This is a genomic window from Bradyrhizobium sp. Ash2021 (assembly GCF_031202265.1).
Lineage (GTDB): Bacteria > Pseudomonadota > Alphaproteobacteria > Rhizobiales > Xanthobacteraceae > Bradyrhizobium.
In genome coordinates, this window is record NZ_CP100605.1 from 215,078 (window position 1) to 232,473 (window position 17,396).

The window sequence follows — 17,396 nt, forward strand, 5'->3', positions numbered from 1 at the left end:
CACCATCAATATGGCCGGATTTGATTTACGATAGGCGCAGCCGGATGCTGGCTACGCATGGAGAAATACATGATGTACAGATATGCACTCGCAGCACTGGTGCTGAGCCGCATTGCGAATGCGACGGTCGCGCAAGCTGAGACCATCAAGCCAATAAAAGCTTCCAAGCACGATATCGTGGGTGCGACCTTCCTGCGAAAGGATGCCGTCCACGAAGACAAAGACGATAATGCAAGCACCGATGTGGTGACCTTCACATCATCGAACGCAGCGTTCCAGACCGGGGTTTACAAATCGGGCTCAGCCCATGAGGAGATAAAGGGCCCGCAAGGATTTCCATATAACGAGTTTCTGTATTTCAGTTCCGGCCGTGTCAGGTTGACCTCCTCGGACGGTTCGGTGATGCATGTCAACGCCGGAGAAGCCGTCACGCTTCCCAAAGGATGGACGGGGCATTTCGATACGCAAGGCTATACCAAGCTCTATGTCACCTATAACCCCGACGATGAAAAAAATAGTTTCAAGGTCGACGCCGATGCTCACGATTGTGCAAATCTCCACACCGGCAGACATTGCGGCGGCCCGCGATCTTGTCAGGGAGTTCACCGCCTGGGCGTTCACGCTGGAGCCCGACTCGAGGGATGCCCCGACCTTCCACGACCTTGAGAGTGAACTCGCAGCGCTTCCTGGGGATTACGAGCCGCCGACCGGCTGTTTCCTACTGGCGAGAGACGAGGGACATCCGGTCGGCTGCGTGGCGTTTCGTGCGCATAGCGACGACACGGTCGAGCTGAAGCGAATGTATGTGCGGCCGGATCAACGCGGGAAGCGGATCGGACAGGAACTGGTCGGCGCATTGGTCGCGGAAGCTCGGGAACAGAACAACCACCGCATCGTTCTGGACAGCCATCGCACCATGACAGGCGCCCACCGGATCTATCGCGCCGCCGGTTTCAGGGACGTCGCGGCGCCAGCGGGATTCCCCGAGCAATTCCTGTCCCGAGTCGTGTTCATGGAAATGGACCTCGGCTGAGAGCCAAAGTCCGCAAGCACAATTCGGACGGCCAACACGCGGCGCTGCCGTTCGATGCTCGCCATCAAGAGGACGTCGCGACATCTGTTAGTCTAATCTATTCGAATTTACCCGCCCCGGCGGGGAACCGCTGCCGGCCCACAAGCCCGGCGCCCACGTCGATTTTGTTCTTCCCGGCGGGATCGTCCGTCAATATTCTTTGACCGCCGCAGAATCCAACCCCACAAGCTACACCATCGGCGTAAAGTGCGAGCCAGCGAGCGGGGGCGGATCGCGCTACATGCACCAGGAGCTGCGGGTCGGGAAGTCTCTCGAGATTAGCGCCCCGCGCAACAATTTTCCGCTAGTCGAAAACGCGGGGCATAGCGTGCTATTGGCCGGTGGCATCGGTATCACTCCAATTTGGTGCATGGTGCGGTGGGCCGCAACTGGAAACTCTACTATGCCTGCCGTTCTCGTGCCGACACGGCTTTCCTGCGTTCCCCTGAAACGACGCCTAATGTGCATTTTCATTTCGCGGCCCAAGCTCGGTGGGCATGTCGTGACGGCTCGAGGATGGATAGACGCGATGGGCCGCCCGAGCGAGCTCGATCGCAGTTAGTTTTCCGAAGCCGGAGCCAGCCCCGGTTATCAGGACGACCTGTTCGGCCTGCATCGCGTCATGCCTCATTTCTTGCTTGTTTCAGAAAAAAGAGATGCGCATGCCAGCATGGCAAGCACCGCGCCGATCGTCGCGATCCCACTCCAACTAACTGATGCGAGAACCGGGGCTATGTACGAGCAGATCGCTCCGCCACCGAAAAGAATTGCCATGAACACGCTGTTGATCGCGCCTCGGCGGGCTGGGTCGAGCGCGTAGATTTCCCGTTGAGACACGACAAGATTGGCCTGGACGCCTGCATCTATGACAATCGCGCATATTGCCAGAACCCAGACAGGTATCGAAAACGCGGAGAGTATGAACATACACGCGGTTGCCAAGGACGCCCCGATAGAAACGGCGCGAGCCAAGCCGCGGTCCGCCCAGCGACCGGCCAGCGGAGCAATGAACGCGCCGCCGGCTCCCGCCAAGGCAAAGGCCGCGACGCCATCTAGCGTCAGCCCATATCCTGAAACGAGCCAAATGGGCACTGCGGTCCAGAACAGGTTAAATGAACCGAACAGAAGGGCCTGGCGAGCGGCTCGTCGCCGCAACGTGGGATGTTCTCGGAGCAACGATAAGTAGGCGCGAATCCCGTAAAGATAGCTATGTCGAGGCGTTGGCCGCCGAGCCGGAATAAGCAGAATCAATATTATGGCTACGACTGAAACACATAGTGCTGAGCCAAAATACAGATCCCGCCATCCGAACCGAGATGCGACAAATGCCGCGATCGGCCTCGACAAGAGAATGCCCAAGAGCAATCCTGCCATGACCAATCCCACCACTCGACCCCGACGCTCCGGGGCAGCGAAATGCGTCGCCAACGGTACGAGTATTTGTATGGTGGCCGACGAGACGCCAAGCAGCCCCGCACCGATCACAAACTGCGTGCTGTCGGATGAAATCGCCACGTAAATAAGCGCCAGGACGTTTGCGACAAGCGACCCGGCGACTAACAGTCGATTTTCGATATGATCGGCAAGCGGCACCAGTAGAATAAGGCCGAACACGTATCCGATTTGAGTAGCGCTGACGGCAAGGCCCCGGAGCTCAGGGGCAAGCGCGATAGAAGTGCCGATCTCAGATAGCAAGGGCTGCGCATAATAGTTGCCAGCGACCACCAAACCGCACGACAAAGCGATCGCAGTGGTTAGGAGTCCGGACCCTCGCGTAGATGGGGATGCATGCGACGAATCGTGAGAATGAGTCATGCGCCGACTTCCAGCGGAATTTTATCGGCCGCATGACCCAAGGCGCTCAGCTGGAGGCCCCCCTTTGCCTCGACCGGAGGGAATCGTCTATCCGCTACGATCCGCAATTCGCCGCGCTCGCGATTCTTTTGGTTCGTTGCCATGAAGCGACTGCCAATAATTGGGACATGTCACTCACGGTAAGGAAAAGGCAGCCATACTTGAAATCGATATGTGATATGCCTATACATCCATACGATGGATTTGCACGGTATCGATCTGAATTTGTTGGTTGCCTTCGACGCGCTAATGGCAGAGCGAAGTGTAACCCGCGCGGGCCTGCGCATCGGCCGAACCCAACCGGCCATGAGCGCCGCCCTTGCCCGGTTGCGCGACCTGTTGAAGGACGATCTTTTCGTTCGAGGGCAAAATGGCCTTCAGCCGACGCCGCGGGCGATCGACCTCGCGGATCCCCTTTCGCGGGCTCTCGCTGAAATTCAGAGTGCGCTCGATTATACGCAAACGTTCGTGCCGGAAACCTTCGAGGGCGTTTTCACACTCGGACTTTCCGATCATCCCGCATTCGTTGTTTTGCCGGCGCTTTTGACGCGCATCCGCAAGAGCGCCCCGGGCGTCACCTTGCACGTCCGGGGTTTTACCGCGCGGGACAGTGCGGTGCGGCTTTTGGATGCAGGCGAGATAGACGCGGCGATCGGAGTTCCCGCCCAAGCCAGCGGTCGTATTATGGCAGAAGCCTTGTTCGAGGAGCCGTTTGTTTGTGTGGTGCGCAAAAACCATCCTGTTGCTTCGCGCAAGTTCAACCTTCAGGCCTATCTATCGCTCTCTCATTTGCTTGTTTCGCCGGAGGGCGACCGTTTTGGCCAGGTGGACTCGAAGCTGGCTGAAATGGGTTTGCGGCGAAATCTAGTTGTCACCCTTCCCCATATGTATTCGGCGCCGGAAATAATCGTGCGTTCCGACCTTGTCGCTACACTGATGGCGGGAGTTGTCGAAACATCGGCCTGCAAACGTGATTTAGCCGTGCTCGCGCCACCACTTGCACTGGAACCCGCACCATTCGTCCTTACGTGGCATCGCCGAAATGACGTTCATCCGGCGCAGCGATGGCTTCGACAAGTCATATCCGAAGTGTCGCGAGACTACGTCAAACAAAGAGCGAAGCATATTGGGTCGGCGACGCGCGCCAAAACGGTATCGAAACAATCGGCGCTGCTGAAGATACGCCGCTAAATACAGAAATCGGCGCATCAATATCGACCGGACGTATGCGCCGCCATATCAACTTTCGATTACCGAACTGCCTCCTCGCTAAGTATCTTGACGTTCGCGCGGCAGCGTTTGGATGCTGGGTCGCGCATAGAAATCGCACGGGCAAATGCCGTGCTTCAGCGGGATACAATCATGAAAACAAGTCTGTCAGCGGCCGCCGTTATCGCGACACTCACGATCGCCACAGCGCACGCGGAAACAACGATTCCCCATATTGCCGACGTTTCGCACGCCGAAACGGCGACGGCGGATTTCTTCTATCGTTTCTTCACGGCCAAATCCCAGAAGAACCTCAAGAAAACGATGGCGTTTTTCTCGAAAGATCTCAAAACCTACACAGATGCGACGCTGGGATGGGGTCTCGACGGATTCGACGCCGTGAATGGCATATTCGCGAAATACATGCCGACGTGGCCGGAAGCGGGCATGTCATATCCTACAAAGGTTTTGGGCGGTAACGGGAGCGCGCTCGTCCAATTTACCGACACGCCGGAGTTGTTCGGTGGCGAACTCAGAATCCTCGGTGCGGTCGATATCGTCGATGGCAAGATCGTCCGCTGGGTCGACTACTGGGACGCCGGCAGCTTCGACAAGGCCCTCTATCAGCAGATTAAGACACCTGCGGATCACTTTCCCTACGAATACGCGGAAAACGTGGTTGGCGAGCATGCATCGCCCAAGATCCAGGACGTCGCGAAGCGGTTGAACGCTGCGCTGAATTCCCCAAAGCCCGGCGATGCGGCGTCCCTCTTCGCGAGTGACGGCGTGCTGGAGGATGCGGCGCTCAGAATACAAGTTCTCGGCCGCGCCGCCATCGGCCGGTACTTCAGCCGCACTGCGCAGGACATTCCCTATGGGCTTGGCTCAAAGCCACGGCATGTCGTCGGCAACGACCGAGGAGGCGGCTTGGAATGGATCGCGGATCCTAAAAAGGGGGTGCGTGTTGGTGTGAGTGCCCTGACGCTCAACTCCGCCGGCCTTATCGAGAAGATGACTTCGGTCTACGACACGAGGCTTCTGGACAAGGCGGCGGTCTCCAAACTCGTCGACTTTGTCAGAGAGCCCTAATCGCGCTCTATCTATTGGGGATGAACATGTCGAATTCGCAAGTAGCGATTGTAACGGGTGGCGCGCGTGGCATTGGAAAATGCCATCAGCCTCAGGCTGGCACGTCAAGGGGTCAAGGGCTACTCCGACCAACCACTCGCGAAGCTCATCGAGATGCCTGAGAGGTCGCCTGGCACCGGCGAGGTGCGCGTACGGGTCACGGCGGCGGCGCTGAACCCTCTGGATGCCAAGCTCACACAGGGGCACATGCAGCAGGCCACGCTGGATCGACTCGCCAAGCTCGCCGCTAATTCCGAGCTCGGCGTCGAGACCGCCGGGAGCTTCCCTATCGAACAGGCGCCGACGACCTTCAGGGCCTTCGTTGCCGGCACGCTGCCCGGCAAACACATCATGCAAGGAGAGGACAAATGACCACGACGGCAAATGATAAGACCGTTCTCGTAACGGGAGCATCGCGCGGAATCGGCGCGGCGATTGCCAAGCAGTTGGCGGGCATCGGGATGAATGTCATTATCAACTATGCGTCTGACGAGGGCGCGGCCAATGAAGTGGTAAGGAGTATCACCGCTGCTGGCGGGGTAGCGATCGCAGTCAAGGGCGACGTATCGAAGTCCGACCAATTTGCCCACCTGTTTGACCAAGCCGAGTTGCGTTTCGGCGGCCTCGACATGCTGGTCAACAACGCGGGGCAGATGAGTCCGATGCCTATTGCCGACGTTGACGAGGAAAAGTTTGACCGGCTGTTCGCCATCAACGTGCGTGGGGTGCTGAACGGATGCAAGCTGGCTGCGAAGCGGCTCCGGGACGGCGGCCGCATCGTCAACATCTCGACCAGCGTCATCGGTATGTCTCCTCCGGGATATGGTCCCTACTGCGCCACTAAAGCCGCTGTGGAGGCCCTCACTCGTAGTCTTTGCAAGGAGGTGGGCCAGCGCGGCATCCGGGTGAACGCCGTTGCGCCGGGTCCGACCGACACCGAGCTGCTCAGCAGCGCCAACAGCGAGGATCGCATGAAGATGTATGTTTCGATGACCCCACTAGGACGTCTTGGACAGGCCGAGGACATTGCCAGCGTGGTCGTCTTCCTCGCCACCGACGAGGCCGGCTGGGTCAACGGCCAAACCATTCGCGTGAACGGAGGCATGGTAGCATGAACGGGCTCCGACCCGGTGCAGGCCGTTCGCTAGTTTCAAGTTCCCTTAAGGCAGTGAACGAGACGCAGAAGGAAGAAGTCCTCCACAAGACGACCGATATCCGTTTGATCCTTTATTCGGATGGCTCGCGAAAAATCGTCATGGCCGCATGACGACCGGGCGCTGATGGCGGTTTGTCATTTGCGCCGACGCTCCGTTCAAATCCCTCTCCTCCTCATTACCCGAAAGCCAAGATGTCCGTAGAAAGCTCGATCGCTGCGCCAGGTACTTCTTCAAACGTCACTTCAAGAGTTACCTGGGAAGAAAAGAAGGTCCTGACCGCGACTTTGGTCGGCACCACCATCGAATGGTACGATTTCTTCGTCTATGCCCAGGCGGCCGGATTGGCCTTCGTGCCGCTGTTCTTCTCGCCGATGACCCATAACAATCCGCTGCTGGCGCAGATCATCTCGTTCGCCACCATCGGGCTGTCGTTCCTGTTCCGGCCGCTTGGGGCGATCATCAGCGGCCACATGGGCGACCGGTTCGGTCGCCGCGGCGTGCTGGTGATGACGCTGATCCTGATGGGCACCGCAACGGCGCTGATCGGCCTGCTGCCGACCTATGCGCAGATCGGCGCATGGGCGCCCGCACTCCTGATGTTCCTGCGCATACTCCAGGGCTTTTCGGCCGGTGGCGAATGGGGCGGCGCGGCGCTGATGTCGGTGGAATATGCGCCGGTCAACCGGCGCAGCTTCTTCGGCTCGTTCCCGCAGATCGGCACGCCGCTCGGCATGATTCTCGCGACTGGCGTATTGTGGGCGATGACGGCGGCGCTCGGCAAGCAGGCGATGGCGGAATGGGGCTGGCGGCTTCCATTCCTGTTCTCGATCGTGCTGATCGTGATCGGCGCGGTGATCCGCCGCTCGGTCGAGGAGTCGCCCGTCTTCAGGGCGATGCACCAGCGCCGCAAGGAATCCTCCGCGCCATTGCGCGAGCTGTTCCGGCACCACAGTGGCAGGATTTTCCGCACCGCCCTGACCTTCATGGCCAATAACGCCGCCGGATACATTCTGATCGCTTTCATCATCAGCTATGGCCTCAACACACTGAAGATGCCATCGGACCAATTGCTGCTGGTCAGCACATTGGCGGCGATCAGCTGGTTTGCGTTCATGCTCTTGGGCGGCCTGATGGGCGACTGGATCGGGCGGGTGCGCAGCTTCCAGATCGGCTACGCGATCATGGCGGTGTGGGCGATCCCAATGTGGTTCCTGATCGATTCAAAGTGCATGGCGCTGTTTTTCGTCGGAGCGCTGGGCCTGACGATCGGGCTCGGCCTTTCCTATGGCCCGCAAGCCGCGCTCTACGCCGAGCTGTTCCCGGCCGAAATCCGCTACTCGGGCGTCTCCGTCAGTTATGCGCTCGGCGCCATTCTCGGCGGCGCCTTTGCGCCGGCGATCGCGCAATGGATCATCGGAACCTACGGCGAGTCCTGGCTGGTCGGCCTCTACATCGCGGTTCTCTCGGTGATATCGCTGATTGCCGTCTCCACGATCAAGGACCCCAAAGGCGTGGACCTCAACGTCCACGACCATGGCGCCAGCTAAAGCCTTCCCGGCCTTGTCTGAATCGCAGATTCCCAAATCAGGTGGGCTCTGATTCTAGCTTCCTGCTGGGACGGACGCCAGTATGGGTGGCGCGAGCATATTTACTGGATCTGCGTGAGCGTGTTGGTGGAATGGGCAACCGCGTAGGATCGCGCAATTTCAACGACCGACTCTCCAGCCTCTCGCCGCGAAATTGCCTCGCGACGCTGATGCGGGGTCAGCTTGGGCCGACGGCCACGGCGGACGCCGCGCGCTTTGCTCGCTCACGTCCCTCGCTTGTCCGGCTGTGAATCAGTTCACGTTCGAATTCGGCTAAGCCGCCGAGAACCGTGACCATCAGTCGCCCATGTGTATCGCGGAGCGACCGGAACCCTGCACCAGTCTCGTTGAGGGCCACCAGCGTGTTGAGTAAATCGCGCGTCGACCGCGAGGCGCGTCACGATCAGCACATCACCCACAGCAAGAGCTTCGATCGCGCGCCGTAACTGGATGCGGTCAGTGACGGCGCCGCTGATTTTTTCCTGAAACACGAGCCTGAGCACCGACTACTCTCGGCGAGCAGCTCAATAGCAGCTTCACGACTCGTTGGTATCAACTTTGCATATGTGATATTGTCTCAATGGTGTGCATGTCGATGCACGGCGTGCGCATATTCGTTGAACCAGTTTTTTAAAGAGGACGACATGGCCAAGAAAGCGAAGAAGGCAAAGAAGACCACGAAGGCAGCCACCAAGAAGGTGGCAAAGAAGACTTCCAAGAAAAAGAAGTAGCCGTATCCACGACCGACAAATTGCCGCCTCCAGGTCGCAGCGTGGACACAAGCGACAACTCCTAGGGATCTGAAATGTCCTTTGCAGTCGTCCCGTATCGCGGCAAGGCATGATGAGGCTGGACCTTTGCTCAGGTTACTGATGCGTAAAGGTCCAGTTTTTCGTTTGGCCGGCACTACAGTGCGCGGCGGGAGGTTCGTTGATCTGCCGCCGCGTCGCTCGGAGACTGGCGTGAATCCCAACTCCGCCCCCGCAACGCAGTGGTGATCGAACCTCGTCTCCGCGCGGTGTCTCCCAAAAACGGGAATATTCGGCGCACAGGCCGGAGACTATCGGCAAACCGGCCTCGGATTTCGCAAGATCGGGGGTCTGGAGACAGTCCGCCAGCGTGCGAAAGCCCGCCGTTGGCGGGCCTTTCTCTGACAGTTACGGCCACTCGTGGGGACGCTTGGACTGATTGGCTGGCGACGCAGTGCTGATCGCACCTGTCTCCGGGCAGATTCCCTGCTAACAAGGAATTTTACAGGGAATTTTGCGATTCTGGGAGTTGAAGCGGATTTTTCAGAGCAAGAAGCCGCTGTGCCGCAGCGACTTTTCGAGCAATTCCCTACGCAAACTAGCAGGGAAGATATTTCGGGGAACGGGGAATATTTCACCCAGAACAGGGAATTCTGCCTGCTGAATTGCAAAACGGCGATTGCCGCCGCGCAGACGGGTGCGGCGAGAACTCATCCTGCCCATTCGGGTAGTTCCCGAACGCGTTCGAAATTCCCAGATTAGGGTCAACCAACTGGAGTTTCGCTATGACCGACCCGAGTGCAACCAACCTTTCTTTGCTCTCTTCCGCCGTCGCCGGCGTCGTCGCCCGGGCGACCCCCGCAATCGTCTCCGTACACTCACACCGCTCGCGCGCATCGGGCTTCGTTTGGAAACCTAATTTCGTCGTCACCGCCGACGAGGCCTTGGCGGACGAGGGCGAGATCTCGATCGAGCTTTCGGATGGAACCGTTCGGCCGGGCAAGATCGCGGGACGCGATCACACGACCGACGTCGCCCTGCTGCGGATCGACGCCAAGGATAGCGCCAAGGATATCGCGCCGATCAAGATTTCGCCCGGCGTGCCAATGCTCGGTTCGCTCTCGGTCGTCGTTGCCGCGGAGCGTGGCGTACCTGCGGCAGCGCTCGGGACGGTGTCGTTAGTGGGCGGCCGCTGGCGCAGCCTTCGCGGCGGCGAAATCGACGCCAGGATCGAGCTCGATGTTCGATTGCGGCACAGCCATCAAGGCGGTCTCGTGCTGGATGCGTCGGGCGACGCCATCGGTATGGCGGTGCTCGGGCCACGACGCGTCATCGTTATCCCGGCGGCGACGATCGAACGTGTCGCTGGCAGGCTCGAAACCCACGGTAGGATAGCACGTGGCTATCTCGGGGTCGGCCTTCAGGCCGTCAAGCTCGACGATGGCGTCGGCGCGATGGTGATGAACGTCGACAAGTCGGGTCCATCGGCTGCCGCCGGCATCCGTCAAGGTGACGTGATTGTGGGCTGGAACGACGACAAGATCTCTGGCGTACGATCGCTGTTGCAAGCACTTGGCCCCGATAGCGTGGGGTCGGTCGCGGAGGTAACGGTCCGTCGCGCAGGCGAGCCGGTGCGGTTCAAGCTGACGATCGGCGAGAGGCCGGAAACGTGAGCGAGGAGCCCTCGCCGGCTATCGTCGTCGCCCTCGAGATCGACGATCCCGCGCTCGCGGACCGAATGGCCTCACTGCTCGGCGGCGTCGCCGGTCTCCGCCTCGCGGCGCCGGGAGAAGCGGCGGCAATCACCGTCGTGTCGCGCAATCGGCAAAGCAGCGCCGAACTACACGGTTTCGATCTTACGCCGAGAGAGCTCGACGTGCTCACGCTGCTGGCCGAAGGCGCATCGAACAAGACAATTGCGAAACAGCTCGGGATTTCGGTCCATACCGCCAAGTTCCACGTTGGCTCACTTCTTGACAAGCTTGATGCAACCGGTCGCACCGACGCTGTGGCGCACGCGGCGCGACGCGGCGTCATCAACCTGTAACGATTGAACCCACAGAATCAGGGCGGCGCGAGCGGCGATCAGGATTTCCGTCATGGTCCTCCTCGACTGTGTGCATGAGCGGCCATTGAACCGGATTTGAGGCGCGCGCTCGCCAAGCCGCGCTTTCGTTGGTTACGATCCAGGTAATCCAGCACGCCGCTGCAGTTCTGAGCGTTACCTCAACGCGCGCTGAAGGTGAGGCCGGCGCGCTCCTTCAGACGCCTGCGCAACGCCGGACCCATCAGCGCGCCCGGCGTCCAGGTGCCGCCCTCGCCCTGAACGTCGCGCACGAGGCAGAGAGCGCTCTCGGCGATCATCTTGCTGGTCGAGCCGTAGCCCGGATCGCGGTCGCCCGTGACTACCGCCTCGACCCGTCCGCCATCCGGCAGTTCGCCCAGGAAGAGGATGTCGTAGAAGCCCTTCTCGCGCTGTTCCCGAGTCGGGCCTGCGCCGGGTTTGAGACCGCCGGTCCCGAACAAGGAAACCATCGTGGCGAACGTCTCGGTCGTCACGCGAGCGATTTCCCCAAATCCCGGCGCGACCATCATCTCGTCGTAAACGAAGTCCGTGCCGTAGGGATGACCCAACAGGAAATTCGTGCGGTGCACGTTCTTGGTGTTGATCGGCGCCATTGGGAACGGCACGAGCCACACGTTCATGCTCGGGTCGTATTTGGGGATGAGGCCCGACGGCTGGGACGGCCCGGCGAACCCCGGTGTCAACGCGAAGGGATCGGTCAGCAGCCGGATCAGGGCCGGGTCGCGCGCGGCGGCGGCCAATGTCGCCTGAGCGCTCGCCGCGGTGCCGCCAGACATGCCGCCTTTCACCTTGCGCAGGCGGGCTTTGACCCGCCGCGCCGGGCGTCCGAATTTCTCGCGCGCCTTCTCCTGCAACGTGACCACGCCGAGATCGAACGGGATGGAATCGAAGCCGCAGGAGAAGACGATGCGCGCGCCGGTCCGTTTCGCCTCTTCGTGATGGGCGTCGATCATGCGCCGCATCCAAGCCGGCTCGCCGCACAGATCAACATAGGCCGTGCCCGTGGCCACACAGGCGGCCACAAGCTCGGGGCCGTGGAGCTGATAAGGCCCGACCGCCGTGATGATCACGGCCGCACGCTCGCACATCGAACGCAGGCTGGCCGGCTCGGCGGCATCCGCCTTAACCAAAGGCAAATCGCCCGGTGCGCCGATGTCGGCACGCACCTTCTGGAGCTTGTCGGTCGAGCGTCCCGCGATCGCCCACGACGGAGCATCGTCGCCGCGATAGGACGTCGCCAGATATTCGGCGATGAGACGGCCGGTGTAACCCGTCGCGCCATAGACGATGAGGTCGAATTCCCGCTTCACGACGTTGGTCCTCCTCGAGACCCGGGAGAGCTATCTTCAGATCCGTGTGCAATCGCTCTGTACGCTTCGCGGCGCCAGGGGCCACGCAACATTCGCTACCAGTTGGGCGGTACCCCTTACTCGGACCGGTCTTCCACCGGCTGGATCGCGCCAGCTTGCCTAGCGCACTCATTCGATCACCTCGTCGGCGCGGGCGAGCAGCGGCTAAGAGGTGGGGGATGCCAGGCCATTTTGCGCTGTCGTGGAGCCCGGCGAGGACACGAGGACGCTCAGCACGAGCAGCAAGTGCCATTTGAGGGTCCGCTGCTTCATTGAACCGTCCCATCGCGTTTGACGGAGGATACCACAGTTCCCGCCTTGGGGCGCGCAACGTCCGGTTAGGGTCAGAAGCGCCGTTTTGATCGCGTGCCAACCGCTTCCGGTCTGCCCCGATAAACCGACATTGTCGGTATCAGCCGGGAGGTCTTAAAGGTGCCAATAGGCGACATGGCCAGCGTCATTCGATGACCTCGTCAGCGAGCGCGAGCAGCGTGGGCGGCGGTGTCAGTCCGAGCAATTTGGCGGTCTTGAGATTGATGATGAAACTGAACTTGGTCGGCGCTTGCACCGGGAGATCGGCCGGGCTTTCTCCCTTCAGGATGCGATCGACGTATTCGGCCGAGCGCCGAAATACATCCGCCGACTCGGGTCCGTACGCCATCAGGCCGCCCTCCATGACAAATTGCCGATAGATGGAAATCGCGGGCAGCCGGAGACGCTCGGTTAATCCCGCAATCGCTCGGTCGTGGATGATGTTGAAGGGGCCCGCCGGAGAGATCAAGCTGCCGCCCGCTTCCTGCGCAATGGATTTGATCAAGCCTTCGAGTTCGGCCGCGTCACGAACCGGCAACCCCTTCAGTTTCAACGGCATCGGCGACGGGGCGGTTTCAATCGAACGCAAATAGGGGACATAATAGGGAGTGGTATCTGGATTGAAGAGGAGCGCCGTCTGGCTCAAGCCGGGCGCGATCTGCTTGAGAAGCTCCAGCCATTTCCCGATAAGTGACAGCTCCATGAAGATGAAGCCGGTGATATTACCGCCGGGTCTCGCCATACTCGCGACGTGCCCCAAACCGACGGGATCGTTGGACAACACGAAAACAATCGGGATCGATCGCGTCGCTTGATGCAGTGCTTCGACGAACGGCGTTCCGTTGGCGACGATGAGGTCGGGCGCCAGCTTCACCATCTCCGCCGCAAAAGTCCGGACGCTGTCGATGCCGCCGTCCGCCCAGCGATCCTCGATCCGGATGTTGCGACCGTCGATCCAGCCGAGCTTCTGCAGGCCTTCCCGGAGCGCGGCGATGCGCGCCTGTCCCTCCGGCTCCTCTTTGGCAACGCCCATCAGCACCCCGATGCGCCGAATCCGGTCCGGCTGTTGCGCGCCCACGGCGAGTGGCCATGTTACCGCTGCGCATCCGAGAAGCGTAATTAACTCGCGCCGTTTCATGTCCGATCCCAAGCTCAGGAGACAGCATTGTATCGGCTGAAACGAGCACTTTGATAGGGGCAGATATCGGCTTCGGCCGCAGGTTTGCCGGGTGCGGCTAATGTCGCTGATGGGTCAAAAACTGACTTCGGCCCGAGCATCTGGCACTTCCGCTCTACCCCGACTACGGACATTCGGGGGCGGGGTCGGCATGTCCGCTGAGTGCCAGAAGCAGTCGTCATTCGTGGCAAGGATTTATTAATAGTGCCACTCGCTCGACGTGTAGTTTGTGCCTAAAGCGACTATATCACGAGGAAGATGAGCCTCCGCCTGTTAATCTAGCAAGTGACGCCATCACTCATTTTGAACAAGGCACTTAATGGGCCCTCTCTTTGCAATTGCCGGTGTCATTGCCTTCGTCTGGTGCGCAGTGAAATGCGAGGTCACCGCGCGCGCTTTGCAGGATCGTCTTCCTCCACAATTTCAGGACCCGCTGATGTCGCGCTATGCTTTTGGCGTCTATGCGCTACACCCTTCGACGCCATTAATGCTGCAAGCAGATTACTTGAGTGCTGGCGCAGGCGCAGTTGTGGCGATACTTTGCCTTTCGCTCTCGTGTTTCTTATTCAGTCATCCCGAAGGTGGTGTTCTCGCATTGGTTGGTTTTGGTGTGGGCGCTGTCAACTTGTTCAAATCTTGGAAGACCTACAAGGAAAATTGTGGTCGTCTGCCAGGCAGCACCCAGCGAAATTGAGAAGTCGGATCTCCCCGGCCGAACTGTTCAGAATGCTGCCGGATCGACGAATGTCCGTTCTGGGTGTGCGCCGTGAAAAGGCGGCGCTTTCCAGTGGGTGCAAGCCCCACCCGGCAACCGCTCCAGCCGGAAGCAATCGGGGCAGTCATGGAGGTAACGAAGTGGCTGAAGCCTTCAATTAGCGTGTCACGAATTGGTGACAGCGCGAGTGTGCAGGCCGTAACGCGAGTGAACGCCGAGCAAGCCTCGAAAAGGACAATGCGCAGGCCGACCCGACGACCCTTTCGGGGAAGGCTGATACGACTGGGTGAAGTGAGCGAAGCAGTACGCCCAGACGCTGCGCCGGGGTAGTGGCGACAGCATGTACACAAGGAAAGCGTACGAAACACGGGAAGCCCCAAAGCGTGGTCAGCGAGGACCAACCGGAAGCCCGTGAGGGACAGGCCGGGCGCCTTGGGGTGGCGGAGAGGTTCGTAGTACCGCTAAAGCCGGGTAACTCCGGTGGAGGGAAGGGACCTCAGTTCAAGACAGACGCAATACGTGGCGAAGGACCTGGAGATTGGGCAACCTATCAACTCCGAGGAGTGTTCAGAAACTGCAGACGGCGTTGCACGCGAAAGCGAAGGCGTGAAGTCTTGTCCGAGAGCCGGATGCGGGAGATCTGCCTGTCCGGTTCGATGAGCGGGATGTGGAAACGGAGTCACGGCTGAACCACTAAGGCACCGCCAGACGAAAGAGGCGGCAACAGATATGTTCTACCTAAAGCCACCGCGCCACATCTCGACTCTACCATTCGCGTCGGTTTTGCCATGTCCGCGTCATGTCCGCTTACCCCCCGATAGCGACCGATAGCGACCGAACAGCGGACATCGCGGGAGGTCTCAAATGTGCCAAAAGGCGACCTTCTGGAATAGCTCCCATTTCCGATTCGGTGCCGAACAGACCGATTGTCACGGCGAGCCGACCTATTGCGGACAGGGCCTTATCCCAGCGCATCGCGTTCACACGCCAGCACTTTGGGACGGCGCAAAAACCGCGCCGGAGGAATCGATTGTGTGACGTGGTTTGATCACACGCATAAGCGCAGCGGACCCGCACGCCGCCTCAGTTGCAGACCATTGACCGTGCGGTGGGATTTGCATTTCCTCCCGGTCCCGGTCCATTCCCTGCGGCCAGCGAGCAACCCTTGGGCACCGGTCGGCAGCCTTGAGCATCGCATACGATCTGGCCCGATGCTTGTGGCTTAGATGGCGTTGCATCCAACTTCACGCGGTCCTTTTGGTTGCCCTTCTCCTCCCGCATCGCTGATGGCCTTTTGGCTTCAACCTTCTTGCACACTCCATCTTCACCAAATTGATAGCCCACGCGGCACTTGATGCGCACGCATTGGCCACCGTCGGCTCGGAAACCGGTTTCGCATATCAGCGGACATACACGTTCAGTCTTTCCCTTCACCGCATCGAGCGCGTCAACATTGGCCGCTTTGACATCCAGCTTCAGCCCCGCGTGCTTGTTGAACAGGTCAAGCGACCGCTGCGATGCGGCATTCCAGTCGCCATCAACGGAACCGGTGTTGCAGCCGACCCGGCGCAATTCGGATTGGAGTGAGCGAGGGAGATCGACCGCTATCGGCTGCTCGGATTTGGAATCGGTCGGTGAAAGTGCAGTAAGTTTCTCTTCCTTGGCTTTCCTGTCGGCAGCCGCTTTTTCATCTGCAGCCAGCTTTGCAGCCTCGGCGGCTTTGGCGCGTTCGGCCTCAGCTTGAGTCTTGGCGGCCTTCGCAGCTTCGGCGGTCTTGTCTTCCTCGGCGGCTTTGGTGAGGGCAGCCGCCTTGGCGCGTTCGGCCTCGGCCACCTTCGCTTCTTGGGCCTTCTTGGCGAGTTCGGCCGCGACGCGGGCCTTCTCCGTCGCTTTCGCTTCCTCGGCAGCCTTGGCCTGCGCGGCGGCTTTGGCGCCTTCAATCGCCAGCCGGGTCTGTTCTTCCTGCGCAGCCTTGGCCTTGCTGGTGGCCTCTATACGCGCCGCTTCCGCCGCCAGCTTGTCACGTTGTGCCTTGGCGAGCGCGGTAAAGAAGCCAGACGGATATTTTTCTATGAAGGCATCCCAAACGGGTTTGGTACCGACCTGCAGAGCAAATTCGTAGTTGCGTTGCATGGTTGCGTCTTGGTCGGTAGGTGCAGCCATTGTCGGCGCAGGTGCGGCAGGCACCAACGTCACATCGTTGCCGCCCAGCGATCCGTAAACGAATGGCTCCTGCGCGTTGTTGGTCGCCTTCAACACGTCGTCGCGCACAAAACCGAATGCCTTGCGCAGATCGAGGCCGGGTTTGGCCAGATGGTTCACCAGTGCGGTCGCGAACGGACTATTCTTGCTGTCGCCGTCCGACGCCGTTGAGCCTGCTTTAGCCGCGAATGCAATCATGGTGTTCGGGCTGGATGGCTCAACCTTAGCAAGCCCGCGACCGATAGCGCGCGATCCCAATGTCCGCTTCATGCTCTTGGCAAACGGATTGTCCCGGCATGCATCGAGTATGACCAGCCGAAGTTGCCTGGCGGGTTCCGCTGCCACCAAAACACGGTCGAGCGCGAACGTCTCGTCGAGCACATCGGTGTCGGTTTCAAGCGTAGCATCGACCGGAATGAGATAGTTATTGCCGTCGAGTTCGATGCCATGTCCGGCGTAGTAGATCACGGCAACATCGGCATCCCGGGTCTTGCTGCCGAAGTCACGCAAGGCGCGACGCATGTCGGCCGCTTTGAGGTCGTAACGGGTTTCCACGCTATCGAAACCGGCCCTCTTGAGCATCGCGGCGATAGCCGCAGCATCGTTCGCGGGGTTCGTAAGACGAGCTACGTTTTGATATCCGGAATTGCCAATAACGAGCGCCACTCGCTTCTCGGCAAATGCGGGCTCGCTCAAGAGCCAGATCGAGAAGATCGATAAAACAATAGCTCCAAGCGCCCGCATCGAAATCCTATCCAAGGCAATAGATACAACCCTATCACCGAGTCTCATGTTCGCAA

The 17,396-nt window shown here is 59.9% G+C and carries 15 protein-coding genes and 1 pseudogene; 10 read left to right on the plus strand and 6 right to left on the minus strand.

What is annotated here, in order from left to right; translation table 11 throughout:
• Positions 1 to 69 precede the first annotated feature (69 nt).
• Both NL528_RS46005 and NL528_RS46010 read left to right on the plus strand, forming a co-directional pair.
• A complete protein-coding gene (locus NL528_RS46005) occupies positions 70 to 666 on the plus strand; it encodes a cupin domain-containing protein (protein ID WP_309185433.1) in 597 nt (198 codons plus the stop codon).
• Complete coding sequence (locus NL528_RS46010; RefSeq protein ID WP_309185434.1) at positions 548 to 1,033, plus strand: GNAT family N-acetyltransferase; 486 nt, start codon at positions 548 to 550, stop codon at positions 1,031 to 1,033. The genes NL528_RS46005 and NL528_RS46010 overlap by 119 nt, the downstream gene beginning before the upstream one ends.
• A 666-nt stretch (positions 1,034 to 1,699) precedes the next feature.
• Here NL528_RS46010 and NL528_RS46015 read toward each other — a convergent pair.
• On the minus strand, positions 1,700 to 2,767 hold the full coding sequence (locus NL528_RS46015; protein WP_309185436.1) for an MFS transporter: 1,068 nt from the start codon (positions 2,765 to 2,767) through the stop codon (positions 1,700 to 1,702).
• A gap of 357 nt (positions 2,768 to 3,124) precedes the next feature.
• Here NL528_RS46015 and NL528_RS46020 point away from each other — a divergent pair, with 357 nt between their 5' ends.
• The 5 genes from NL528_RS46020 (at position 3,125) to NL528_RS46040 (ending at position 7,967) form a co-directional block, all read left to right on the plus strand.
• Positions 3,125 to 4,117, plus strand: coding sequence for a LysR family transcriptional regulator (locus NL528_RS46020; RefSeq protein WP_309185437.1), 993 nt, complete (start codon positions 3,125 to 3,127; stop codon positions 4,115 to 4,117).
• 171 nt (positions 4,118 to 4,288) lie between these two features.
• Positions 4,289 to 5,224 carry a hypothetical protein gene (locus NL528_RS46025; RefSeq protein ID WP_309185438.1) on the plus strand — a complete coding sequence of 312 codons (936 nt, stop codon included), beginning with the start codon at positions 4,289 to 4,291 and terminating at the stop codon, positions 5,222 to 5,224.
• Positions 5,225 to 5,290: 66 nt separating this feature from the next.
• Complete coding sequence (locus NL528_RS46030; protein ID WP_309185440.1) at positions 5,291 to 5,635, plus strand: hypothetical protein; 345 nt, start codon at positions 5,291 to 5,293, stop codon at positions 5,633 to 5,635.
• Entirely contained in the window at positions 5,632 to 6,378 is a 747-nt protein-coding gene (locus NL528_RS46035) for an SDR family oxidoreductase (RefSeq protein ID WP_309185442.1), read from the plus strand. The genes NL528_RS46030 and NL528_RS46035 overlap by 4 nt, the downstream gene beginning before the upstream one ends.
• A 233-nt stretch (positions 6,379 to 6,611) precedes the next feature.
• Positions 6,612 to 7,967, plus strand: coding sequence for an MFS transporter (locus NL528_RS46040; protein WP_309185443.1), 1,356 nt, complete (start codon positions 6,612 to 6,614; stop codon positions 7,965 to 7,967).
• Positions 7,968 to 8,068: 101 nt separating this feature from the next.
• Here the strand turns inward: NL528_RS46040 and NL528_RS46045 are convergent, their stop codons facing one another.
• Entirely contained in the window at positions 8,069 to 8,188 is a 120-nt protein-coding gene (locus tag NL528_RS46045; protein WP_309185868.1) for a hypothetical protein, read from the minus strand.
• A pseudogene (locus tag NL528_RS47460) lies at positions 8,185 to 8,509 on the minus strand (recombinase family protein). Before NL528_RS47460 ends, NL528_RS46045 begins: the two are co-directional and overlap by 4 nt.
• A 1,031-nt stretch (positions 8,510 to 9,540) precedes the next feature.
• Between NL528_RS47460 and NL528_RS46055 the strand changes: the two are divergent.
• On the plus strand, positions 9,541 to 10,428 hold the full coding sequence (locus NL528_RS46055) for a S1C family serine protease (RefSeq protein ID WP_309185446.1): 888 nt from the start codon (positions 9,541 to 9,543) through the stop codon (positions 10,426 to 10,428).
• Complete coding sequence (locus NL528_RS46060; RefSeq protein ID WP_309185447.1) at positions 10,425 to 10,802, plus strand: LuxR C-terminal-related transcriptional regulator; 378 nt, start codon at positions 10,425 to 10,427, stop codon at positions 10,800 to 10,802. Before NL528_RS46055 ends, NL528_RS46060 begins: the two co-directional genes overlap by 4 nt.
• A 179-nt stretch (positions 10,803 to 10,981) precedes the next feature.
• On the opposite strand, the gene NL528_RS46065 is transcribed toward NL528_RS46060, so the two are convergent.
• On the minus strand, positions 10,982 to 12,151 hold the full coding sequence (locus NL528_RS46065) for a saccharopine dehydrogenase NADP-binding domain-containing protein (protein ID WP_309185449.1): 1,170 nt from the start codon (positions 12,149 to 12,151) through the stop codon (positions 10,982 to 10,984).
• 496 nt (positions 12,152 to 12,647) lie between these two features.
• On the minus strand, positions 12,648 to 13,535 hold the full coding sequence (locus tag NL528_RS46070) for an ABC transporter substrate-binding protein (protein ID WP_309185451.1): 888 nt from the start codon (positions 13,533 to 13,535) through the stop codon (positions 12,648 to 12,650).
• Between the two features lie 463 nt (positions 13,536 to 13,998).
• Here NL528_RS46070 and NL528_RS46075 point away from each other — a divergent pair, with 463 nt between their 5' ends.
• Positions 13,999 to 14,373 carry a hypothetical protein gene (locus tag NL528_RS46075; protein WP_309185452.1) on the plus strand — a complete coding sequence of 125 codons (375 nt, stop codon included), beginning with the start codon at positions 13,999 to 14,001 and terminating at the stop codon, positions 14,371 to 14,373.
• A 1,104-nt stretch (positions 14,374 to 15,477) separates the two neighbouring features.
• Here NL528_RS46075 and NL528_RS46080 read toward each other — a convergent pair.
• Complete coding sequence (locus NL528_RS46080; RefSeq protein ID WP_309185870.1) at positions 15,478 to 17,340, minus strand: caspase family protein; 1,863 nt, start codon at positions 17,338 to 17,340, stop codon at positions 15,478 to 15,480.
• Positions 17,341 to 17,396 lie beyond the last annotated feature (56 nt).